Below are 23109 nucleotides of genomic sequence, written 5' to 3' on the forward strand. Positions count from 1 at the left end.
CCGCTCCCCCGTGTGGGGGACACGGATTCCGTGAATGCGAATTGCGGTGCGGCCTTCCCCATTCGAGACCGGATGTTCATCAAGGTGAACTACACCGAACTCGCGTGACTCGTCCGCGATGTCCTAATACGGAAATCCAGCGAGCGTGATCGAAATATATTTTCTCGCGGCACTAACCGCCGACCGACCGGAAGACTACGACACGCAGAAAAACTCGGCCCCCGCACGGATTTCCGTGCGGGGGCCGAGTCGGGATCAGCGAGAAATCAGGCGACGCCCTCGGCGCGGGCAGCCGCGCCCACCGCCTCGGCGACGGCCGGCGCCACCCGCGGGTCCAGCGGACTCGGGATGATCTTGTCGACGGACAGCTCGTGCGCCACCACACCGAAGATCGCCTCGGCCGCAGCCACCTTCATGCCCTCGGTGATGCGGCGCGCGCCCGCGTCCAGCGCGCCCTTGAACACGCCCGGGAAGGCCAGCACATTGTTGATCTGGTTCGGGAAGTCACTGCGGCCGGTCGCCACGATGGCGGCGTACTTGCGCGCCACCTCGGGGTGGATCTCCGGATCCGGGTTTGACATGGCGAACACGATGGACTCCGGCGCCATGGAGGCGATGAGCTCCTCGGCGATGGTGCCCGCCGAAAGACCCAGGAACACATCGGCGCCCGCCAGCGCCTCGGCCGCGCCGCCGGTCAGGTTGCGCGGGTTGGACCGCTGCGCCAACTCGACCTTCACCGAATTGAGGTCACCGCGATCCTTGCTCACGATGCCCTTCGAATCGAGCACCACGATGTCCGAAACACCCGCGGCCAGCAGGATGTTCGTGCACGCCACACCGGCCGCGCCGGCGCCCGACACCACGACCTTGAGACCGGACATGTCACGACCCTGCACCGCGGCCGCACCCTTGAGGGCGGCCAGCACCACGATGGCGGTGCCGTGCTGATCGTCGTGCATGACCGGGCAGTCCAGGGCCTCGATGACCCGCTTCTCGATCTCGAAACAACGCGGCGCGGAGATGTCCTCCAGGTTCACCGCACCGAAGCTCGGGCGCAGCCGGATCAGGGTCTCGACGATCTCGTCGACATCCTTGGTGTCCAGCACGATCGGGATCGAGTCCAGGCCGGCGAACTTCTTGAACAGCGCCGCCTTGCCCTCCATCACCGGCAGCGACGCGCGCGGGCCGATATCGCCGAGGCCCAGCACCGCGGTGCCGTCGGAGACGACGACCACCAGGCGCTCGGCCCAGGTGTAGGTCTTGGCCAGCGACTCGTCCTTGTGGATGCCGCGGCAGACCTGCGCCACACCCGGGGTGTAGGCGATGGACAGGTCGCGCTGGGTGTCCAGGGGTGCGGTGAGTTCGACCGAAAGCTTGCCGCCAAGATGACCGGCGAAAATTTCTTCCGTGGTGATGTCGGACAGGTTCGCGGACGGGGCCGTGGGGGCATTCACTGCTTCAGTCACGGATGACACGATTTCACTCCATCTCGGTGCGGACTCAACCGTTTGACGGTTACCGTTCGGTAATAGGAAATTAGGGTTTCAGTGCTCTATTCGGGCGCGCCGGACAACCTCACGACGAACCGTTTCCGTGAAACCCTTGCCACCACATCGTGGCTACGGGACAAAGTAATACGGATCGCGGAGAAGCGTAGCGCGGCACAGCTCGCCGAGCGTGAACCGGACGGGTGGGTCCTGTCGCCGGGGTGATGCGGATCGACCCCGCGAGTCGCGGATCGTGATCACCGAGTCTCCCAGGCCGGGCGGTGGCTGCGGCCGGGATCGAACCATTCTGCCAGTAGCTGCGACGGGGTGCCAAATCGCCCCTCGGGCCGTCTCGCCGCCGCACCATCATCGAAGGGTAGGCGACACGAATCACGCAGAGATGAACGGAAACTCCCCTGTCGGGGAGCCATTCCGGAGAACTGTCACAACACGGTCGCACCGGCCGCGGTGAGGTGTCAGGCAGGGTTGCGCCCGCGCCGGTGCGGCGCCGTCAGGCCGGGGCGGCCTCGGGCGCGGCCGACTCGACGGGGTCCGGGCGCACCCAGACCGTGTTCACGCCACCCGAGAGCAGCCGCAGGCGGAGATCGGTGGTCGCGTCCGGATGATCGGTGCGGCGGTGCATGCCGCGCGTCTCCGTGCGCGCCAGGGCCGAATACTTGGTCCAGCGCGCCACCGCCAGCAGGGCGGCGGCCTGGCGGGCCGGCAGGCGGTCCGCTCCGGAGCCGCCGAGATCGAATTCGGTAGCGGGCCACAGGCCGTCGAGTTCGGCGATGCTGTCGCGCAGGCTGCCGTCACTGCGCCAGTAACTGCGGCGTAGCGGCAGCGTGTGCTCCTGGACCAGGCCGACGACGGCCCGGGGATCGATCCGCGATTTGGCGCTCAGTCCCGCACCGGGCACCGGCCGGGGCTTGGCGAGCTTGCGCCGGGTACCGGCGAAGGCCGCGGCGCCCGCACCCGCCCACACGCCGGACGAGATGGCCCACGCGCCGTTCTGCCCGCCGAAACCACTGACCGCACCGGTGACCGGCTCACGAGTGGTGACGTCACCGGCGCCGTACAGGCCGGGAACCGTTGTCGCGCAATCCATTCCGGCCAACCGCAGACCGCCGGTACCGCGCACGGTGCCCTCCAGCACGGCACGCAGCGGTACCCGGCCGGTCGGGTTCGGGCCGTCGTGATGCAGCAGTTCGGCGCGCACCGCCTCGGGCAGCTCGTCGAATGCCGCGTACACCCGGCGGCCGTCCGCGATGGCGGCGAAAGCCTGTGTGCGCGAACCGGATCCGTGCCCGCACAGCACCGCGAGGGATTCGTCGTAGAGGGTCGCGAAGTGCATGATCTGATCGGAGGCGAACACCACGGGCCCGCGCGAACCGATCGGCCGCAGCGAATTCGCCGTGGGCGACAGCGAATACGCGTTGGAGAACTCCATGCCCGATAGTTCGGCCCCGGCCTCCGCGCCCATGAGCAGCCCGTCACCGGTGTCCACATCGGTGCCGGCGCCGCCGGACAGGAAGGCGCAGCCGCCGGTGGCCACCACCACCGCCTTGGCGCGCGCGGTCCAGTTGCGGAATCCGCCGCGCAGCGAGACCCCCGACGCGCCGGACACCACGCCGTCGCCATCGGTCACCAATTGCAGCGCGGGGTGATGATCCAGAATCCGCACCCCGGCGACCACCAGGCTGCGCCGCATCCGGCCCAGATATTTCGCGCCGTCCAGATAGACCCGCGTGGGCCGCTCGGCGCGTTCCCCTTGGAAGCGGAAGCCGCCCTGCACGAGTTGCCCGACCCGCCGGTGCGTCTCCTCCAGCACCCGGTACATCCATTCCGGGTCGCCCAGGCCGCCGCTGAGGACGAAGTTCCGGTGCACGGCCTCCTCCCGCGCCGCGCCCGCCGGAATGTTCCACAGCGTGACGCTGCCACGCGCGGTGGGCCCGCTGCAGCCGCAGCGCGCCTTGTCGACCACGAGCACCCGGGCTCCGGTCGCCGCCGCCGCGAGCGCCGCCCACGCTCCGGCCGGGCCACCACCCAGCACCAGCACATCCGCCTCTAATTCGGACACATCCGAAATGTTCGGCGAAAGTTCAACTGCTCGCAACCGTTATGCGTATTTCAATTCCACCACTGCGCCCACAGCAGACATCCGGCTATTGCGAAAACGACCACGCATCCACAAACAGTCCGGAAACCACGATGCCGATCCGCATAAACCTGGGCCAGCACCACCCCGATCGCCGCCGCCACATGCCACGCCGCATCCGCCCAGCCCGGCCCCGGGAAGCCCCGCCGCAAACCCATGATCGCCGCCCCGGCCACCACCAGCGCCAGTACCACCGTCCCGCCCGCGACCGCCCCGCTCACCCCGCGCAGCACCCTCATGCGGGCCGCCTCATGCGGTGATCACCGGCACTCCCGTCGCTTTGCCCACTATTTCCTCGAATTGCGTTGGATCGGTGGTGAATTCACCGAGCCTGATGGTCTTGTTCGCGCCGTGGTAGTCCGACGAGCCGGTCGTCAGCAGACCCAGTTCGGCCGCCAGACCCGCCAGCACCGCGCGATCCTCGGGACTGTGATCGATGTGGTCCACCTCGAGCCCGCCCAGACCGTGCTCGGCCAGTTCCCGAATGTGGTCCAGGGCCAGCAGGCGGCCACGCTTGCGGGCCCGCGCATGCGCCACCACGCTCACCCCGCCCGCCGCCGCCACCATCTCCACGGCCCGCCGCAACGGCGTGTCGGCCTTCTCCACGTAGTACCGGCCGTGCGGTGCGAGCAGATCCTGGAAGGCCGCGTCCACGCTCGGCACCACCCCGCCCTCGACCAGCGCCCGCGCCAGATGCGGGCGGCCCGCCGAGGGGCCCGCCGACGCCATCACCCGGTCGGGATCGACCGGCAGGCCGTCGGCGGCCATCTGCTCGGCCATGGACCGCAGCCGCACGATGCGCTCCGCCCGCAGGCGCTCCCGCTCCAGCGCGAACGACTCGTCCGCCGGATCGAACAGGTACGCCAGCAGGTGCACCGGGACCGGCGAGCCGTCATCCCCGTCGCCCACACACGACATCTCCATGCCCCGCACCAGCGTCAGCCCCGGCGGTAGCGCCTCGACCGCCTCGGCCCAGCCGGCGGTGGTGTCATGGTCGGTCAAAGCCACCACGTCGAGACCGGCGGCCGCGGCCTTGCCGATCAGCTCGGCCGGGGTGTCCGTGCCGTCCGAGGCGGTGGAATGGGTGTGGAGATCGATGCGCACACCGTCTATCTTGCCTGTGCCTCTTGTCATGTCGCGGAGGCTGTGCCTCTTGTCATGTCGCGGAGGCTGTGGCTCTTGTCGGGTCGCGGCTGTGCCTCTCGTCGGGTCGCGAGGCCGGGCCGGCGCTAGAGCGAGGCCGCGCCCCGAGCCGGATCGCAGATATCGATATCGGCCTCCCGCCACGCCTCCCGCAAGGCCGACGCCCCGCGCACCCGCACCCACGCCGCCTCGGTCGCGGTGATCGGCGTGACCGTCAGAAACCGCACGGGCTCAGCGGGTTCCGGCAACTCGACCTCCGGAATATCGGCGGCGCCCAGCAATACCGCCGTGAAGGACGCACCGGACCACAGGGGTTCCCCCAGATCCAGCAGCCCATCCGGTTGCAGCACAACACCTTCCACCGCGGGCGCGGCCGCCAGCACACCCAGCGCCCGGGTCAGGCCCGAGCCCGCGCCCACCCCGCCGAGCAGCGTCAGCACCAGCTCCGCGCGCGGCCCGCGCACCGGATCGGCCAGCGCCGCAGCCGGATCCGTCATCGGATGCCGGGAGCCGCCCAGCGTCACATAATGGACCAGTTCACCGTCCGGGATACGCAGGATGTCGATCGGCTCCAGCCCCAGGAAGGTCACCGACGCCACATCCGCGGAATTCACACCGAAATGCCCGAGCACGCCCGCCCGGACCTTGTCCAGCACGTCCATGGATCAGATGGCCAGCCGGGCCAGCATGTCCCGCGCCTGCTCGGCCGTCTTCGGATCGCACAGCACGTCGTATCGGCCCGCCACCAACTGCATGGTGGACGCGAAATCCCGCTGCCCGCGCGTGGCGGCGTACGGAATCGTCGCGGAGATGAGCCCGAAGATGATGCCGCCCACCAAGCCCACGATCAGCGGCCCGAAGGCGCCGCCGGAGGTGAACAGGCTCAGCAGCAGACCCAGGAACAGGCCCAGCCAGGCGCCCGAAACCATGCCGCCGCCAATGACTTTGCCCCAGGTCAAGCGATACAGCACACGCTCGACCTGCATCAGGTCGACGCCGACGATGGTCACGCCCTCCACCGGGAACTGGTTGTCGGCCAGGTAATCCACCGCCCGCTGCGCCTCCGCATAGGCCGGGTACGAGCCGATCGGCCAGCCCGACGGCGGCGTGGGCAGACCCGGACGGTTCCGGTTCGCGTTCCCCATGGGATTCGTCATGACTCCATCATGCTATTTCTCGTCGTCGGACGGGGGATCGAAACACGTGGTTCGCGCCATTCCCGCGGCCCGCCCCTTATCGGCTATGACCTGCGCCATTTTCGCACTGGCCTCGTCGATCATCTCGTCCCCCAGCATGACCGCGCCCCGCGCCCCGCCCGCCGCCGACGTGTGGAAGGCGTACGCGTCCAGAATCTCCTCGGCGCGATCGTAATCCGCCTGCCGCGGGCTGAAGATCTCGTTGCACGCGGTGATCTGGTCCGGGTGCAATACCCACTTGCCGTCGAAACCCAGTGCGGCCGTGCGCGCGGCATTGCGGCGGAAGCCGTCGATATCGCGCACCGCCAGGTACGGGCCGTCGATGGCCTGCAGGCCGTGGGCGCGCGCCGCCAGCAGAATGGCCATGTAGATGTGGTGATACGCGTCACCCGGCTCGTAGCCCTCCGGCTGTTCACCCACCACGAGGGTGCGCATATTGATGGACGCCATGAAATCGGCCGGGCCGAACACCAGCGTCTGCACGCGCGGGCTCGCCGTCGCAATGGCATCGATATTGCGCAACCCGATCGCATTCTCGATCTGCGGCTCGATACCGATCCGGCCGACCTCGAGTCCGTGCGCCTTCTCCAATTGCGTCAGCAGCAGATCCAGCGCCTGTACCTGACCGCCGTCGGTCACCTTCGGCAACAGCAGGGCATCGAGGTGCGCGCCCGCGCCCTCCACCACGGCGATCACATCCGCGTAGGTGTACTCGGTGCTCCAATCGTTGACCCGCACAACACGAATCTGCGAGCCCCAGCCGTCCGAGTTCAACGCCGCGACGATATTCGCGCGCGCGGCCGCCTTCGCCGCCGGCGCGACCGCGTCCTCCAGGTCCAGGAAGATCTCATCGGCGGCGAGGCCTTTGGCCTTCTCGATCATGCGCGGATTGCTGCCGGGGACGGCGAGCACCGAGCGGCGCGAAGTATTGGACGCCGAGCGGCGCGAAGTGTTGGACGCCGAGCGGCGCGAAGTGTTGGATACCGGGCGGCGCGATGTCATGGGTCACTCCTTCGGGGGTGAGAACACGTGGCGCGACATTACGGACGGACGCGACCACTAGCCTTATCACCCATGGCAGCGACGAAGGTATTCGCCGCCCGGGTAGCGGGCTTGGTGGTTTTGGGACCGGACGGCGAGTCCATCGGTCGACTCCGCGATCTGGTGGTCTCCATCCGATACGACCGGCAACAGCCGCGCACACTCGGCATTCTCGTCGAATTGCCCACGCGCAAAAGGATTTTCGTGCCCATGCTGCGGGTACAGAGCATCGAGCCGGGCGCGGTCACCCTCACCACCGGCACCATCAGCGTGCGCCGCTTCGAACAGCGCCCCGGCGAGGTGCTGGCCGTCGCGCAGCTGCTCGACTCCACGGTCCGGGTGGTCGACCCGGAACTGCCGCAGCTACTCGACACCGATGTGGTGGTGGTCGATCTCGGCATCGAGCAATCCCGCACCCGCGACTGGGTGGTGTCCCGGGTCGCCGTGCGTGAACGCCGGCGGCTCAGCGTCGGCTTCGGCCGGCGCGGCGCGGTGCACGTGGTCGACTGGGCACAGGTGCGCGGCCTCACCCAGAACGACCTGAACCTGCCCGGCCAGGACGTCACCTCCCTGCTGGCCCAGTTCGAGGGCATGCGGCCCGCCGACGTCGCACACCTGCTACGCGAACTACCGGGCAAGCGCCGCATCGAGGTCGCCGCCGCCCTCGACGACGAGCGCCTCGCCGACGTGGTGCAGGAACTCCCCGAGAACGACCAGGTGGAACTGCTCGAGCAGCTCGGCGTGGAACGCGCCGCCGACCTGCTCGAGGCCATGGATCCGGACGACGCCGCCGACCTGCTGGGCGAACTGCCCGAGACAGAAGCGGAATCACTGCTGGCGCTGATGGATCCGGAGGACTCCGAACCGGTGCGCCGCCTGCTCGAGCACGCGCCCTACACCGCCGGTGGCCTGATGACCCCGAAACCGGTGGTGCTCACCGCCTCCACCACGGTCGCGGAAGCCCTGGCCCGCATTCGCGACCCCGAGCTGACGCCGGCGCTGGCCTCCATGGCCTTCGTGGTGCGCCCGCCCACCGCCACCCCCACCGGCCGTTACCTGGGCTGCGTGCATTTCCAGCAGTTGCTGCGCGAACCGCCCGCGAGCCTGGTCGGCGGTATCGTCGACAACGATCTGGTGCAATTGCGGCCCGACGCGCCGCTCACCGCGGTGACCCGCTACTTCGCCACCTACAACCTGGTGTGCGGTCCGGTGGTGGACGCGGAGAATCATCTACTGGGCGCGGTCACCGTCGACGACGTGCTCGACCACCTGCTGCCCGAGGATTGGCGCGAGCAGGACGAGGATCAACACGATGTGCACGGCAAGCCCGTGATGGAGGGAACGGGAGGCCGCTCATGAGCGAGCGCATCGAGAAGCTCAGTGCCCGGCAGCGGCTGGAGACACCCGTCGAATCGCGCTTCCGCGGGTTCGACTGGGACGCCGAAGCACTCGCGGGCGCCAGCGAGAAGGTGGCCCGATTCCTCGGCACCGGCCGCTACCTGGTGATCCAGACCGTGATCGTGGTGGTCTGGATCCTGTTGAACGTCTTCGCACTCCGGCTGCAGTGGGACCCGTACCCGTTCATCCTGCTGAACCTGGCCTTCTCCACACAGGCCGCCTATGCCGCGCCGCTCATCCTGCTGGCGCAGAACCGGCAGGACAATCGCGATCGGGTCTCGCTGGACGAGGACCGGCGGCGGGCGGCCCAGACGAAGGCCGACACCGAATTCCTGGCGCGGGAACTCGCCTCGGTGCGCCTCGCGGTCGGCGAGGTGGCGACGCGCGATTATGTTCGGCGTGAGCTCGACGACATCAAGGAAGCGCTGTTCAGGCTGGAGAAGCTGGCGGCGGACGGCGAGGTCGCACGGGTGAAGAAGACCAAGAAGACTACCGAGCGAAAGCGCCCCGAGGTCGCGATTCTGTCGCAAGAAGATAGCGAGTGACCACACAAGTTCGTGACGAATGAGGTGACTGCTGGGTAACCTGGATCACGTTGTTCCGAGCGACCGACCCAGACACTGTCGCAGTATGAGTGTCGTCACCGGGATCCGGCCGCACGACCGAGGGGATTGTGTGGTGGCGAAGAGAATATCTGCACCGGTGACAGCGTCGGCGCTTTTGATTGCGGGCCTGGTCACCGCTGGTTCGGCCACCAACACGACAGTGCACACCGCCGCCGCGCCACAGGCCGCGCCGGAAGCGCTGCTGGCCGCCTCGGCCGCCGGAAACGGCGCGCAATCGGGCGCCGCGCCGTCCTCGGATCAGCTCGTGGGGCTGGTTCCGGCGGCTCCGGACGCCCCCCGCAAACTCAGCGCAATGACCCCGCCCGCCGACGGCGGGCTGCCCGGCAGCGTGCCGTTGCAGAACGTCGCCCTGCCCGGCGGCACCGGCGTCCTCGGTATTCCGGAACTGGTGCTGGCCGCGTATCGCAATGCCGAACTGGCCATGCAGACCTCCGAACCCAACTGCCACCTGCCCTGGTACCTGCTGGCCGGCATCGGGCGCATCGAGTCCAATCACGCGAACAACGGCCACACCGACGCCGCGGGCACCACCACCTCGCCGATCTACGGTCCGGCACTGGATGGGACGCTCGCCGGTAACGAGGTCATCAAGGCCACCGACGGCAGTTATGTGCGCGCCATCGGGCCGATGCAGTTCCTGCCCGGCACCTGGGCCGCCTACGCCGCCAACGGCAAGGGCAGCGGGACCCCCGACCCGAACAATGTCTTCGACGCCGCCCTGGCCGCGGGCAAGTACCTGTGCTCCGGCGGACTGGATCTGGCCGATCCGGCGCAGGAGCTGAAAGCCGTACTGCGCTACAACAATTCGATGGCGTACGCGTCGAACGTGCTCAGCTGGGCGAATGCGTACAAGACCGGCGCCGCGCCCACCCAGGTGAACATCTCGCCGGATCTGATCCCGCCCAACTCGTGGCCGGCCAACGGCGGCCCGGACATCACCGTGGCCTCCGGCAGCCTGCCCGCCGACACCACGACCACCACCACGCAAGCGCCGCAGCCCGCCGCCACCACCCAGCAGCCGACCCAGGTGATGATCACCATCCCGGGCCTGCCGCCCATCCCGTGCGGCATCTTCTGCCCGGCGCCCGCACCCGTGAATCCCTGCCAGCAGGCCACGATTCCGGCGCAACAGGACAAGCCGGACACCAAGCCCGAGGACGCCAAGCCGGCCGACGACGCGAACAAGGCCGCGAACGCCGACGCCGAGCCGCAGGACGGCGTGCAGCCGGGGCAGGCGCAGGAGCAGAAGTTCGGTCCCGACGGCAAGCCGGTCACCCCCGACCCGGCCACCGCCAACTGCACGGTCCAGAACCCGAACCAGCCGCAGAACCAGCCGCAGCCCGCGGTGCAGCCGAACCAGGGTCAGCCGGCCGCGCCCGATCAGCAGCAGCCCGTGAAGACCACCGATCCGGCGCCGATGGCGCCGGCTCCGCAGGCGAACCAGGCGCCCGAATCCGCGCCGACCACAACGGTTCCCGCGCCGGCCATCACGCTGCCGTTCGGTATCACCATCCCGGTTCCGGTGCTGCCCGCGCCGGCTCCGGCCCCGGCTCCGGCGAACTGACACCCTCCGCATCCGGCCCCACCTGCCCTTTCCGGGCGGTGGGGCCGGCCCGTCGGAGTACCTGCATCGCGGCCGCGTAAACGCTCCATCAAGGATTGTCACGGAGTCGTAACGGAAAGGTCTCGAATGCGGTAGCCTTGTTTCACTTGCAGCACCCGGCAACCACCGATGGCAATGGAGGGTCACCACAAAGTGGGACGTCACCGTAAACCCCCGGTCCTGAAAGTTCGACGCGGATCGGTCATCGCACTCGCCGGGCTCGTGCCCACCGGTCTCGCCACCGTCACCGGCGCATCGGACAGCAATCTCGTCGACGCTCTGACTTCGACTGTGCACCACCAGTTCTCGGGCGACTCCGACGAACAACTACCCAGATCGGAGGCGGCCGCCATGCCGGTCGCCGCCCCCGATCCCGTGTTGCACGAAGCGAAACAGGTTGTGCCCGTTGCGCCGCCGATCGTGAAGACCGTGGCCCAGCCCGCCGACCGTGAACGCGCGAACCTCCCCGCCGGCCCGCTCGGAGTGCCCGGCATCGCGATGTCCGCCTACAAGAACGCGGAAAGCATTCTGGCGGCGGAGAATCCGGAATGCCACATGTCGTGGTCCATGCTCGCCGGCATCGGCCGGGTGGAATCCACCCACGGCTACGGCGGCAATGCCGACAGCCAGGGCAATATGATCGAACCCGTCTACGGCCCCGTCCTGGACGGAAGTCTGGCCGGTAACAACGTGGTTCACGATTCCAGCGGCGGCGACCTGGACGGCCTGTCCGGCCCCTACCGCCGCGCGGTCGGCCCCATGCAGTTCCTCCCCGAAACCTGGCGCAAGTACGCCGCCGACGCCACCGGCAACGGCATCTCCGACCCGCAGAACCTGTACGACGCCGCACTCACCGCCGGCAAGTACCTCTGCGACGGCGGCCTCGACATGCGCAACCCGGCCCAGCAGACCCGCGCCATCCTCCGCTACAACAACTCCATGGCCTACGTAGCCAACGTCATGGCCTGGGAGTCCGCCTACGACACCGGCCAACTCCCCAAGCAGGCCGCCCTCCCCCGCATCTGACAACGACCCGGACCTTCGGGGTTTCAGGGGTTTACCCCTGAGAGCCCCGAGAGTCGGGCCAACCTAGACTGGCGTCATGCCAGTGGTTATGGAATCGGATGTGCGGGGCGCGCTCGCGAAGGTGAACGACCCGGAGATCCGGAAACCGATCACCGAGCTGGGCATGGTGAAGAGCGTCGAGATCGGCGACGACGGCAGCGTCCACGTCGTGATCTACCTGACGACCTCGGCCTGCCCGATGAAATCCGCTATCCAGGAACGGGTCACCAAAGCGGTGGCCGACGTGGCCGGGGTCGGCGCCATCACGGTCGGCCTCGACGTCATGAACGACGAGCAGCGCACCGAACTCCGCAAGAAACTGCGCGGCGATGCGGCCGAACCGGTCATCCCGTTCGCGCAGCCCGGCTCGCTGACCCGCGTGTACGCGGTCGCATCCGGTAAGGGCGGCGTCGGAAAGTCCAGTGTCACCGTGAATCTCGCGGCCGCCATGGCCGAACGCGGTCTCGCCGTGGGTGTCCTGGACGCCGATATCTACGGTCACTCCGTACCGCGCATGCTGGGCACCGATCAGCGCCCCACCCAGGTGGAGCGGATGATCATGCCGCCACAGGCCCACGATGTGAAGGTCATCTCGATCTCCATGTTCACCCAGGGCAATACGCCCGTGGTGTGGCGTGGCCCGATGCTGCACCGCGCGTTGCAGCAGTTCCTGGCCGACGTGTTCTGGGGCGACCTGGACATCCTGCTGCTGGATCTGCCGCCCGGTACCGGTGACGTGGCCATCTCGCTGGCGCAGTTGATCCCGAACGCGGAGATCCTGGTCGTCACCACCCCGCAGCTGGCCGCCGCCGAGGTGGCCGAGCGGGCCGGTTCCATCGCCCTGCAGACGCGGCAGCGCATCGCGGGCGTCATCGAGAACATGTCCTGGCTGGATCTGCCCGACGGGACGCGCATGGAGCTCTACGGCTCCGGCGGCGGCCAGACCGTAGCCGACAACCTGACCCGCGCGATCGGCGCGAATGTCCCCCTGCTGGGCCAGATCCCGATCGAACAGCAACTCCGCGAATCCGGCGACGAAGGCACGCCCATCGTCCTGCGCGCCCCGGATTCCGCCTCCGGCAAGGCCTTGCGCGAAATCGCCGACAAACTCGCCGTCCGCCGCCGCGGCCTGGCCGGCATGTCCCTGAACATCGACACCACCCGCCACCTCTGAAATGAACGAATCGGCCGGGCCCGCTGCCATCGCAGCGGGCCCGGTCCTTTTTCTCTCCGGGTTCAGTGCCCCTGTAGCAGGGGCGAATTCGAGGGCCGGTTTCCGCCGGGGTGCGGGGGCGTATCCGGGCGGGGTGCACCTAAGCTCGGGGCATGCTCACGATGCTTCTGTACGTGCTGATCGTCGGTCTCGTGGCGGCGCTGCTGTTCCTCGTGGCGAGCGCGCTGTTCGGCCGCTCGGAGGAGCTGGGGCCGCTGCCGGAGGGCACCACGGTCACCGTGCTACCGGCCGAGGCCATCGACGGGAGTGATGTGCGGGCGCTCCGGTTCCAGCAGGTGTTCCGGGGATACAAGGCGGGCGAGGTGGATTGGGCGCTCACCCGGCTGGCTGCCCGCATCGATGAGCTGGAGCGGGAGCTGGCCGGCGCCCAGGTGCATACGGTGGCGGGTGCGGAGCGGTCGGAGGACGGGGACGGGCCCGAGGGCGATAGCCCGGTGCCGCGGCCGCTGGAGGGGCTGGCGGGGCCGGATCCGGCGCCGCGGCCCGCGGTGGCCGAGCCGGGTGAATCCACCCCTGCTCCGGTCCCCCGGGTCCTGACGGGTGAACCGGAATTGAGCGAGGAGCCGAGCGAGAAATGAGCGCGCCGGATTCGATTGCGGATGGCAAGGTCCGATGTGGTTGGTCGGAGGGTTCGCTGCTTTATCGCGATTACCACGACAGTGAATGGGGACGCCCGTTGCATGGTGATGACGCGTTGTTCGAGCGGATGTGCCTGGAGGCATTCCAGTCGGGTTTGGCGTGGATCACTATTCTGCGCAAGCGCCCCGCCTTCCGCGCCGCATTCGACGGCTTCGTCATCGAGAAGGTGGCGGCGTATGACGAGCGGGATGCGGAACGCCTCATGGCGGATGCGGGCATAGTTCGCAATCGCGCCAAAATCGAGGCCAGCATCCATAACGCGCGGGTTGCCCGCGACCTCGGCGCGAGCCTCGACGACCTGCTCTGGTCCTTCGCCCCGGCCGCCCGGAAACGCCCCCGCAGCATGTCCGATGTGCCCGCTGTCACAGCCGAATCCACCGCTCTCGCAAAAGAACTCAAGCGGCGCGGATTCAAGTTCGTGGGACCAACGACGGCCTATGCGCTCATGCAGGCGACCGGGATGGTAGACGATCACGTGGCCGATTGCTGGGTGAATGTGACTACTTCGTAGACGGCACGACGGTCGGTTTTTGGAACTCAGGTACCCGCCCCGATCCGCGATAGGGAAGAATGGGCGTGGTGTAGCCCGCCACATGCCGGCGGGCTGCCTGGTTGGTGACAACTGGAGTTCCATGAAAGTGCGCAGCAGACCGCGCAGATCTGGAGGGAGCAGAGGATGGCGGCCATGAAGCCCCGCACCGGGGACGGTCCCCTCGAGGCAACCAAGGAAGGGCGTGGAATCGTCATGCGGGTTCCACTCGAGGGTGGCGGGCGTCTGGTCGTCGAGCTGACTCCGGAGGAAGCCGCAGCGCTGGGTGAAGAACTGAAGAGTGTCACCAGCTAGTACCCGAACGTGCCCGTGCCGGTGAGCCTCGACGACCCTCCGGGACGGAGGCTCACCGGCACCGGGTTCACCGGCACCGGACCCACCGGCGCCTCGGTGAATACCCGAGACCCCATCGGTGCAGCCGAGCCGTCCCCTGCGGACGGACTTCTCACCTGCGCCGATCTATTGGCCTGCCCGGAATGCGCCCGGCCCCTCACTCCCGAGGCCCGGACCCTGCGCTGCCCCGCCGGCCACACTTTCGACCTCGCGAAACAGGGCTACGTCAGCCTCCTGACCGGCGCCGCCACCAAGATGACCGGCGATACCCCGGCCATGCTCGACGCCCGCGCCGCCTTCCAATCCGCCGGCCACTTCGCCCCGCTGGCCGAGGCGATCACCCGAACCCTCACCACCGCCCTCGCCGCCGGGCGAATCGACCCGGCCGCCGAGCCGCGTGCGCACCGGCCGTTGCCCGGCCGGGCCGAGTCCGACTCGGCGACGCGGAAATCCATCGCAGCAGGGCCGGCCGATCGTGCTTCGGCGATGCGCGCCACCGGTATCGCCAGGCCCGGCGGCGCGGTGGTCGCGACGTCGGCGGCACGACTGGCTACCGCACTGCTGGCGGCGCAGCGTTCCGACGATGGAGCTTCGACGAGCGGCGCCGGCCATAGCGGTGGCACCGCCGTGCTGGAGATCGGGGCGGGGACGGGGTATTACCTTGCTGCCGTGCTTGATTCGCTACCGCGGGCGCGAGGGATTGCCCTGGATGTTTCGAAGGCGGCGGCGCGGCGGGCGGCACGGGCGCATACGCGCGCCGGGGCGGTGCTCGCGGATGCTTGGCGGGGGCTGCCGGTGCGCGATGGTGTGATGGACGCGGTGGTGTGTGTTTTCGCGCCGCGCAATGCCGAGGAGGTGGCGCGGGTGCTGGGCCGGGGCGGGGTTTTCGTCGTGGTCACGCCGACGCCGCGGCATCTGGGGGAGATCGTCGGACCGCTGGGCATGGTGAGTGTGGATGCGGCCAAACAGGATCGGCTGGCGGAGTCGCTGGGTGCGTGGTTCGAGGCGGTCGAGCAGGTTGCGGTCGAGTATTCGATGTCGCTCACGCATGCGGATATCGCGAATGTCGCGGGCATGGGGCCGTCGGCGCATCATGCGGCGCGGGACCGCGCGGATCGGATTGCGGCGCTGCCGGATCTCATGCCGGTGACGGCGTCGGTGACCGTCGCGGTCTACCGGCCGAGGGCCTGAAACGGCATCAGGTCCAGCAGGTTGCGGACCAGGGGACGTTCGTCGCCGGCCCGGTTGGCTATATATATGGTCGTTTCCGCGTCGCAGTCGGCGAGCGGGATGATGCGGGCCGAAACCGGGGCGGTGAAGGTGGCGCTGCGCGGGGCGACCGTGACCCCGAGACCGGCCGCCACCAGGTACAGGATGATGGTCCAGTTGGTGGCCTCCTGGACGATGCGGGGGCGGCGGCCCGATTTCAGCAGGGGCGACAGGTTCTTCTCGTAGGCGAGTTCGCCTGCGGCGCGCGGAAAGAACACCATCGGATAATCGGCGAGTTCCGCGCCCGAGATGCTGCTGCGGCCCGCGTCGGGATGATCGGCGGGTAGCACGGCGACGAAGGGTTCGGTCATGAGCGGCGCGGTCACGGTGCCGGGCCGGGGATCGGGATCGCGGACGATGGCCAGATCGAGGCCGCCGGTGGCGAGCCGTTCCATGAGGTGGCTGGTGAACCCTTCCACCAGTTCGACCTGGACGAGCGGGAACTGCTCCCGGAAGGCGCGCACGCCGCGCAATGGTTCGAGCGGCAGCACCGACGGCACGAAGCCGAGATAGAGCGTGCCCTGACTGCCCTCCCCGATGCGGGTGATCTCGGCGAGGTCGCGCTCGGCGTGCCCGAGCAGCGCGATGGCGCGTTCCCGCAGCACCGCGCCGGCCGGGGTGAGGGCGACGGTGCGGGAGGTGCGGTCGAGCAGTTTGGCGCCGAGCAGGGTTTCCAGTCGCTGGATCTGCTGGGTGAGGGCGGGCTGGGCGATGTGCAGCCGGGCGGCGGCGCGCCCGAAGTGCAGTTCGTCGGCGACCGCCAGAAAGTATCGGAGGTGCCGTAGCTCCACACCATCAACCATAAGTTGAACATATCAATCCGAGCTATCAAGTATTGGACGTTATGGTTGCAGGCAAGTGATGCTTGTCGGGTGACTCTGATCGAACCGATGTCCACGGCCGCCGATGCTCGCGCCTTCAAGACCCTCAATCTGGAGTGGATCGATGCCCTGTTCGGCGTCGAGCCCGCCGACCTGGTCACCCTCGACCATCCGGAGCGGATCGTCGCGGCGGGCGGGCAGGTGCTGGTGGCCCGCGACGGCGGCGATGTCGTCGGCTGCGTCGCCCTGGTCGCCGAGGAGCCGGGCGTCTTCGAAATCTCGAAGATGGCGGTGACACCGCGGGTCCGGGGGCGCGGGATCGGACGACTGCTGCTGAACGCGGCCGTCGAATACGCCCGCGAGCACGGCGCCACTTCCTTGTTCCTGGCGAGCAATGCCCGTCTGGCCGATGCGGTTCACCTGTACGAATCGGTGGGTTTCGTGCATGTGCCGCCGACGGAGCTGCGGCCCATCCCCTACGACCGCGCCGATGTATTCATGAAATTCGAGCTGCGGGACCGAGTTCCGACCGCCTAGCTCTTACGCACCGAGTCGTAGATCTGCGCGGTGCGGGCCGCGACCTGATTCCAATCGAATTCGGCAATGGCCCGCGCCCGCCCCGCGACACCCATACCCGCGGCCGAAACCTGGTCGGCGGCAACCCGGTTGACGGCGCGGGCCAGGCTCTGCCGGTACTCGCCGGGTGCGTTCTCGTCGTAGTGCACGAGCCGCCCGGTCTCGCCTTCGGCGACGACCTCGGGAATCCCGCCCACATCGGAGGCCACCACCGCGGTGCCGCAGGCCATGGCCTCCAGGTTCACAATACCCAGCGGCTCGTACACCGAGGGACAGACGAAAACCGTTGCGGCCGCGAGTACTTGGCGTACCAGCTCGGTGGGCAACATTTCCTTCACCCAGTACACGCCGTCGCGGGTAGCGCACAGTTCGCGGACGGCGGCGGCGACCTCGGCCTCCATGGCGGGCGTGTCGGCGGCCCCGGCCAGCAGTACGAGCTGGATGTCCGGATCGAAATGCCGTGCGGCGGCCAGTAAGTGGGCGACGCCCTTCTGCCGGGTGATGCGCCCGACGAACGCGGCGATGGGCCGGTCCATGCGCACGCCGAGTTCGCCGAGAATGTCGCGGGAGCCGATCTTGGGCCCGCCGGGATGCCATACGCCGGCGTCGATGCCATTGCGGACCACGTGCACCTTGCCGGGGTCGATGTCCGGGTAGGCGGCGAGTACATCGGCGCGCATGCCGGCGCTGACCGCGATGACGGCGTCGGCGTAGGTGACGGCATTGAGTTCGGACCAGGAGGACAGCCGGTATCCCCCGCCCAGCTGTTCGGCCTTCCAGGGCCGGCGCGGTTCCAGCGAATGCGCGGTCAGCACATGCGGAATCCCGTAGAGCTCGGCGGCGAGGTGCCCGGCGAGCCCGGTGTACCAGGTGTGCGAATGCACGACGTCGGCCGTGCCCGCGGCATCGGCCATGCGGAGCTGTGCGGACATCATCTGCAGGACGGAGTTGGCGGCGTACAACATCGGATCGGGCATATGCACGACCGCATCGGCGCGCGGCACTCCCATACAGTGCACGGTGACATCGCACAGCGCGCGTAGTCGCGGAACCAGCTCGGTGACATGCACCCCCGCCCCGCCGTACACCTCGGGCGGGTACTCGCGGGTCATCATCGCAACGCGTAGTCCGCGCGCTGCCTCCGCGCCGTAACTCACCGGTTCAAACTAGACGCTTGCTCGTCGCGTCTCCAATCGCCACGACGCGCCGCGGGCGACACCCCGCTGAAAGTAAGCGAACACGGGACCCAGCGGACATTCCACGTTCGATTAGTACCGGTAGTTTTGGCGGTGTGAGGAGCCAGCCGCACGTACTCGGGATCGTGCTCGCCGGTGGCGAGGGCAAGCGACTCTTCCCGCTCACCAAGGACCGCGCCAAGCCGGCGGTCCCGTTCGGTGGCGCGTACCGGCTCATCGATTTCGTGTTGTCGAATCTGGTGAATGCCGGTTACCTGCGGATTTGTGTGCTGACGCAGTACAAGTCGCATTCGCTGGATCGGCATATCTCGCAGACCTGGCGGCTGTCGGGATTCGGCGGCGAGTACATCACTCCGGTGCCGGCGCAGCAGCGGCTGGGTCCGCGCTGGTACACGGGGTCGGCGGACGCGATCATGCAGTCGCTGAACCTGATCTACGACGAGGACCCGGAGTACATCGTGGTGTTCGGCGCCGATCACGTGTACCGGATGGATCCGGAGCAGATGGTGCAGGCGCACATCGAATCCGGTGCGGGCGTGACGGTGGCCGGCATCCGGGTGCCGCGCAGCACGGCGAGCGCGTTCGGCTGCATCGATTCCGATGAATCCGGCCGCATCATCGGTTTTCTGGAGAAACCGGCGCATCCGCCCGGCACTCCCGACGATCCGAATGTCACCTTCGCGTCCATGGGCAATTACGTGTTCACCACGAAGGTACTGGTGGACGCGATCCGCGCGGACGCGGACGACGGCGATTCCGACCACGATATGGGTGGCGACATCATTCCGGGCCTGGTGCGTTCGGGTGCGGCCGCGGTCTACGACTTCAACGGCAATGTGGTGCCCGGCGCGACCGACCGCAGTCGCGGCTATTGGCGTGATGTCGGCACCCTGGACGCTTTCTACGAGGCGCATATGGATCTGGTGTCGGTGGATCCGGTGTTCGATCTGTACAACAAGCATTGGCCGATTCGCGGTGCGGCGGAGAATCTGCCGCCGGCCAAGTTCGGGCGCGGCGGGCTGGCGCAGGAGTCGATCGTGGGTGCGGGCAGCATTCTGTCGGCGGCCACGGTCCGTAATTCGGTGTTGTTCTCGAATGTGTTCGTGGAGGACGGCGCGACGGTGGAGGGCAGTGTGCTCATGCCGGGTGTGCGGATCGGGCGCGGCGCGGTGGTGCGGCACGCGATTCTGGACAAGAACGTGGTGGTTTCGGAGGGCGAGATCATCGGCGTGGATCTGGACCGGGACCGGGATCGTTTCGCGGTGAGCAATGGTGGCGTGGTGACCGTCGGCAAGGGCGTCTGGGTCTGATACCTCGCGTTTCGGAGTGGACAGCGCACAGTCCGGGCCCGAAAATCGGTGAGGGAGTGCCGCCTCGAGGCGCGCGGGAGGGATCGATATGAGCCGCAGAGCACGGATCGCAGCGGGCATCGCCTGCTTGGCATTGACGGCGCTGGTGGCGGGCTGCGGGCAGCAGGGTCATGCGGTGCCCGGCGAATTGGATGTCCGCAAGCTGGATACCGGGACCTACCCGGTGAATCGCTATACCTACGACAAGAATTCGGGCGGTAAGGGCGCGTTGCTGGAGGGCATGCGCATGGCCGATGCCGTGGTGCCGACCCTGAAGGTCGATTCCAGCCTGAATGTGGGCCGCGACGGCCAGGTGCTGAGCTCCGTCGACGATGTGGTGAGCGTGAGCCGGCTGTCGTCGTCCGCGCGGCCGATCCTGCAGAATCGCGGCTTCATCGTCGGATTCGCGGCCGGCGGTTCGGATCGGGAGGACATCAATGGCGATCCGGATCCGAACGGCACCACCGTCACGCTGCGGCTGCTGCGTTTCCCCTCGCCCGATAATGCGAAGCTGGCGGCGAAGGAGCTGGAGGACGCCGATTTCAGTGTGGCGCTGAACCAGAACCAGAAGCTGACGCTGCCCGACTACCCGGACGCCTTCTCGCATTGGCGGCCGGGTGTGCCGACCATCGGCGTGACCATGCCGCGCGGTCAGTTCGTCGTCTCGGTGTTCGCGTCGCGGCCGACGGCCGATCAGTCCGATCTGCTGTCGTGGGCGAAGAAGTCGCTGGACGCGGAGGTGCCGGCGGTGGACGCCTTCCAGCCGACCCCGTCGGACAAGCTCGATCAGTTGCCGGTGGATCCGGATCGGATGCTGGCGCGCACCCTGGTCGCCGACCGCGACAACCGCTCCCCGGATCCGGACAAGTTCGCGGTGTACGGCCCGAACTTCCTGATCATGCTGGACGACAATATGGCCCTGCGGTCCCGTCTGGTCTCCGATACCGGCATGGACGAATTGAGCGAAGCGGACGACAGCTTCCTCTTCCGCGTGCGGGATGCCAAGGGCGGCCAGGATCTGGTCGCCGGCCTCATCGGCAGCCTCGGTGAAACCTCCGGAAACGCACCGGACGGGGTGCCCGACACGAAATGCGTGCATCATCCGACGGGTTCCGAACCGTACCGCTGCTATGTCGTCTACAAACGCTATGTCGGCGTGGTGAACAGCGCGACCGAGGCCGATGCGCAGAAGCGGGCGGCAGCGCAATACGCACTGCTCGCCAATAGTCTGTGACCCGGGCCATGATTCGAAAGCCCTGACATGCCCGCGTATTCGGCAGACAATCGGAGGGTCTGTTTCGCGGGGAGGGATCGTCATGGGCCGAAATGCCAGGGCGACAAGGATTGTCGGGCTCATCTGCTTGGGAGCATTATCGGCGGTGGTGAGCGGTTGCGGCGCGCAAGGGCATCCGGTCGCGGGTGAGATCGATGTCCGCACACTGGATGTCGGGAACTATCCGGTGAACGGGTTCCACTACGACCAGGACGCGCAGGGTCACGGTGCCCTGCTGGAGGGCATGCGAATGTCGGCGGCCCTGGTGCCGTCCGTCCGTATCGACCCGTCGTTGAACATCGGTTTCACCCCGACCGTGCACACCAAGGACCAACTCGACGACGTGGTCAAGGTGGACGGGCTGGCCGGCGTGTCCATTCCGGTGCTGCAGAACCGGGGTTTCCTCGTGGATTACTCGGCCGGCGGCTCCGATCGGCCGGAGAGCGATGTATCGCAGCCGAATTCGAACGGGGTCACCATGGTGTTACTGCGGTTTCCCACGACGGATGCCGCCACGCTGGCCTCGCACGAGCTGGAGGACGCCGATTATTCGGTCGCGCGGCAACAGAATCAGCGGCTGTCGATCGATGCCTATCCGGACGCCCTGATCCATTGGCGGCCGGGCGTCAACAACATCGGTGCGTGGATGGCGCGCAAGGACTTCGTCCTCACGCTTTTCGTCAGCACGCTCAGCGCGGATCAGCAAACGCTGCTGTCCATGGTGCGCAAGACCCTGGATGCCGAGGTGCCGGCCATCGACGCCTTCCAGGAAACGCCCACGGACAAACTCGATTCGCTGCGGGTCGATCCCGATAATCTGCTGGCGCGCACGGTGGTGGCGCAACGCAATCCGGCGCGGGCCCCGGATCCATCGAATTTCGCCGTCTATCACGCGAACGACTTCGTCGACGATTCGCAGGACGAGGCGACGCGGCAGCAGCTGGTCGATACCGGCAAGGTCGACGAGGTCGGCGTGGTCGACAACGATGTCCTGCTGCGCACCGGCGATCAGGCGGCGAGCGTGGCCTTGGTGTCGGATCTCGTGGGCCACCTGGGTGATTCGTATGTGGCGGCCGCCGCGCCGCCGAAGGTGCCCGACGCGAAGTGCGTGCAGAACACCGGCGGATCCGCCACGGCCTACCGCTGTTACGTCGCGTACAAGCGCTATGTGGCGGTGCTGAACAGTACTACCGCGTCGGATGCGCAGCAGCAGGCCGCCGCCGAGTACGCGCTGCTGGCCAACAGCATGTAGGCGTTCCGGCGAAATCCGTTGCCGTGGTGCGCGATTTCGCCGGATCAGAAGCGGATGACGTCGGAATCCAATGCGCGCCAGGCGGCGGGCCGGGCGGTGTGGTGGGCGTCGTGGGTGCAGTGCCCGGATTCGTCGCCGGTGCACCCGGTGCAGCCGGAATCCTTTGCGGCTTCGGCGCGTCCGCTCTTCTCGTGTGTGTGGCGGACGGGTTCGTGGGCGTTGCGGCCGGCGCGGCGCAGGCCGGGGCTGTCGTCGCGGAAGCGGTAATCGCGGAAACCGAACGGCTGCAGCAGTGCTCGCAGGAAGTCGGCGCCGTCTTCGGGCATGACCGTGCGGTCCGCACCGGGCAGGTCGACGCCTTGGTGGAACCAGACGCGCGCGACGAGTCCTTCGACGGGGTCCACCGCCCGGAAGGTGGCGCGGCCGGTGGCGGTCAGCCGGAATTCGGCGATCCGGCGCCATTGCCCGGCTTCCTGGAGATACAGGCCTACCACGGCCGGAGTCCGCTGCCCCATGGGAAAACCTTCGATCCTCGAACTGTTCTCGTGGAGTATCCGTGCAGCCCGAGTGGAAACCTCGTTGTGGCCCCGAATCACACCGGGCAGTCGTTACTGCGGGTAGCCGGGAGTCGGGGGTGTGCTGGAAATGCAGAACGGTGCGCAGGGTCCCGGGGTCGGGGAGACCGCGGGCGAGTGCTCATCGAACCGGGCTCCGCTGACCAGCAACAACACCAGCAGGCCTACGGCCAGGATCAGACCGCCGAACACCAGGGCGCCCCACAACCAACCGGCGGGCAGATGCACGCCGAGCATCACGCCTTCGAACATGTCGTCCATTCCTAAACTCATTGCGAATCGTTCCCCTCTGTGGGTACCACCCGGCCAGGGCCGAAATCCAGAC

Annotated in this window: 23 protein-coding genes and 1 pseudogene; 13 read left to right on the forward strand and 11 right to left on the reverse strand. The window is 68.0% G+C overall.

All coding sequences use genetic code 11. The annotated features are described in order from the left end of the window. Positions 1-266 precede the first annotated feature (266 nt). The 7 genes from ACIP5Y_RS13810 to ACIP5Y_RS13840 all read right to left on the reverse strand — a co-directional run bounded on the left by ACIP5Y_RS13810 (position 267) and on the right by ACIP5Y_RS13840 (position 6986). Positions 267-1475, reverse strand: coding sequence for an NADP-dependent malic enzyme (locus ACIP5Y_RS13810; protein WP_400350123.1), 1209 nt, complete (start codon positions 1473-1475; stop codon positions 267-269). A 523-nt stretch (positions 1476-1998) separates the two neighbouring features. Then, positions 1999-3567 (reverse strand): FAD-binding protein, encoded by a 1569-nt coding sequence (locus ACIP5Y_RS13815; protein WP_400350125.1) that lies wholly within the window; start codon positions 3565-3567, stop codon positions 1999-2001. Positions 3568-3617: 50 nt separating this feature from the next. Further along, positions 3618-3884, reverse strand: coding sequence for a hypothetical protein (locus tag ACIP5Y_RS13820; RefSeq protein WP_400350126.1), 267 nt, complete (start codon positions 3882-3884; stop codon positions 3618-3620). Between the two features lie 10 nt (positions 3885-3894). Continuing rightward, positions 3895-4749, reverse strand: coding sequence for a PHP domain-containing protein (locus ACIP5Y_RS13825; protein ID WP_400351270.1), 855 nt, complete (start codon positions 4747-4749; stop codon positions 3895-3897). Between the two features lie 125 nt (positions 4750-4874). Continuing rightward, the gene (locus ACIP5Y_RS13830; protein WP_400350127.1) at positions 4875-5450 is read right to left on the reverse strand and encodes a suppressor of fused domain protein; all 576 of its coding nucleotides are present in this window, start codon (positions 5448-5450) and stop codon (positions 4875-4877) included. A gap of 3 nt (positions 5451-5453) precedes the next feature. Continuing rightward, positions 5454-5945 carry a general stress protein gene (locus ACIP5Y_RS13835; protein WP_400350128.1) on the reverse strand — a complete coding sequence of 164 codons (492 nt, stop codon included), beginning with the start codon at positions 5943-5945 and terminating at the stop codon, positions 5454-5456. 12 nt (positions 5946-5957) lie between these two features. Further along, positions 5958-6986 (reverse strand): HpcH/HpaI aldolase/citrate lyase family protein, encoded by a 1029-nt coding sequence (locus ACIP5Y_RS13840; protein WP_400350129.1) that lies wholly within the window; start codon positions 6984-6986, stop codon positions 5958-5960. A gap of 72 nt (positions 6987-7058) precedes the next feature. Here ACIP5Y_RS13840 and ACIP5Y_RS13845 point away from each other — a divergent pair, with 72 nt between their 5' ends. The 9 genes and pseudogenes from ACIP5Y_RS13845 (at position 7059) to ACIP5Y_RS13885 (ending at position 15664) form a co-directional block, all read left to right on the forward strand. Next, entirely contained in the window at positions 7059-8384 is a 1326-nt protein-coding gene (locus tag ACIP5Y_RS13845; protein ID WP_400350131.1) for a magnesium transporter MgtE N-terminal domain-containing protein, read from the forward strand. Next, the gene (locus ACIP5Y_RS13850; RefSeq protein ID WP_400350134.1) at positions 8381-8968 is read left to right on the forward strand and encodes a DUF1003 domain-containing protein; all 588 of its coding nucleotides are present in this window, start codon (positions 8381-8383) and stop codon (positions 8966-8968) included. The genes ACIP5Y_RS13845 and ACIP5Y_RS13850 overlap by 4 nt, the downstream gene beginning before the upstream one ends. Before the next feature lie 157 nt (positions 8969-9125). Next, positions 9126-10613 (forward strand): lytic transglycosylase domain-containing protein, encoded by a 1488-nt coding sequence (locus ACIP5Y_RS13855; protein ID WP_400350137.1) that lies wholly within the window; start codon positions 9126-9128, stop codon positions 10611-10613. A 192-nt stretch (positions 10614-10805) separates the two neighbouring features. Then, complete coding sequence (locus ACIP5Y_RS13860; RefSeq protein ID WP_400350139.1) at positions 10806-11678, forward strand: lytic transglycosylase domain-containing protein; 873 nt, start codon at positions 10806-10808, stop codon at positions 11676-11678. A gap of 76 nt (positions 11679-11754) precedes the next feature. After that, complete coding sequence (locus ACIP5Y_RS13865) at positions 11755-12891, forward strand: Mrp/NBP35 family ATP-binding protein (RefSeq protein ID WP_400350140.1); 1137 nt, start codon at positions 11755-11757, stop codon at positions 12889-12891. A 152-nt stretch (positions 12892-13043) separates the two neighbouring features. Beyond that, positions 13044-13358: pseudogene (locus ACIP5Y_RS13870) on the forward strand (DivIVA domain-containing protein); the annotation flags it as partial. A gap of 167 nt (positions 13359-13525) precedes the next feature. After that, positions 13526-14101 carry a DNA-3-methyladenine glycosylase I gene (locus ACIP5Y_RS13875; RefSeq protein ID WP_400350141.1) on the forward strand — a complete coding sequence of 192 codons (576 nt, stop codon included), beginning with the start codon at positions 13526-13528 and terminating at the stop codon, positions 14099-14101. Between the two features lie 165 nt (positions 14102-14266). Continuing rightward, positions 14267-14434: a DUF3117 domain-containing protein gene (locus ACIP5Y_RS13880; protein ID WP_396999725.1), complete on the forward strand. Its 168-nt coding sequence runs from the start codon at positions 14267-14269 to the stop codon at positions 14432-14434. 9 nt (positions 14435-14443) lie between these two features. Next, the gene (locus ACIP5Y_RS13885) at positions 14444-15664 is read left to right on the forward strand and encodes a putative RNA methyltransferase (RefSeq protein ID WP_400350143.1); all 1221 of its coding nucleotides are present in this window, start codon (positions 14444-14446) and stop codon (positions 15662-15664) included. On the opposite strand, the gene ACIP5Y_RS13890 is transcribed toward ACIP5Y_RS13885, so the two are convergent. Beyond that, positions 15646-16545, reverse strand: a complete 900-nt coding sequence (locus ACIP5Y_RS13890; protein WP_400350144.1) for a LysR family transcriptional regulator — start codon at positions 16543-16545, stop codon at positions 15646-15648. The genes ACIP5Y_RS13885 and ACIP5Y_RS13890 overlap by 19 nt on opposite strands. A 69-nt stretch (positions 16546-16614) precedes the next feature. Between ACIP5Y_RS13890 and ACIP5Y_RS13895 the strand changes: the two genes are divergently transcribed. After that, complete coding sequence (locus ACIP5Y_RS13895; protein ID WP_400350145.1) at positions 16615-17100, forward strand: GNAT family N-acetyltransferase; 486 nt, start codon at positions 16615-16617, stop codon at positions 17098-17100. On the opposite strand, the gene glgA is transcribed toward ACIP5Y_RS13895, so the two are convergent. Beyond that, entirely contained in the window at positions 17097-18254 is a 1158-nt protein-coding gene (gene glgA, locus ACIP5Y_RS13900; protein ID WP_400351271.1) for a glycogen synthase, read from the reverse strand. The two genes, ACIP5Y_RS13895 and glgA, sit on opposite strands and share 4 nt — an antisense overlap. A gap of 176 nt (positions 18255-18430) precedes the next feature. On the opposite strand from glgA, the gene glgC reads away from it, so the two are divergent. From glgC to ACIP5Y_RS13915, 3 genes are all read left to right on the forward strand, one after another. After that, the gene (glgC, locus tag ACIP5Y_RS13905; RefSeq protein WP_400350146.1) at positions 18431-19645 is read left to right on the forward strand and encodes a glucose-1-phosphate adenylyltransferase; all 1215 of its coding nucleotides are present in this window, start codon (positions 18431-18433) and stop codon (positions 19643-19645) included. 88 nt (positions 19646-19733) lie between these two features. Further along, positions 19734-20918, forward strand: coding sequence for a hypothetical protein (locus ACIP5Y_RS13910; protein ID WP_400350148.1), 1185 nt, complete (start codon positions 19734-19736; stop codon positions 20916-20918). Between the two features lie 145 nt (positions 20919-21063). Beyond that, entirely contained in the window at positions 21064-22209 is a 1146-nt protein-coding gene (locus ACIP5Y_RS13915; protein WP_400350150.1) for a hypothetical protein, read from the forward strand. A gap of 44 nt (positions 22210-22253) precedes the next feature. Here the strand turns inward: ACIP5Y_RS13915 and ACIP5Y_RS13920 are convergent, their stop codons facing one another. Together ACIP5Y_RS13920 and ACIP5Y_RS13925 are read right to left on the reverse strand one after the other, a co-directional pair. Further along, positions 22254-22724, reverse strand: a complete 471-nt coding sequence (locus ACIP5Y_RS13920) for a hypothetical protein (RefSeq protein ID WP_400350152.1) — start codon at positions 22722-22724, stop codon at positions 22254-22256. Positions 22725-22817: 93 nt separating this feature from the next. Next, complete coding sequence (locus ACIP5Y_RS13925) at positions 22818-23045, reverse strand: hypothetical protein (protein WP_400350154.1); 228 nt, start codon at positions 23043-23045, stop codon at positions 22818-22820. Positions 23046-23109 lie beyond the last annotated feature (64 nt).

Source organism: Nocardia sp. NPDC088792 (assembly GCF_044750615.1).
In the GTDB taxonomy this organism is placed as follows: domain Bacteria; phylum Actinomycetota; class Actinomycetes; order Mycobacteriales; family Mycobacteriaceae; genus Nocardia.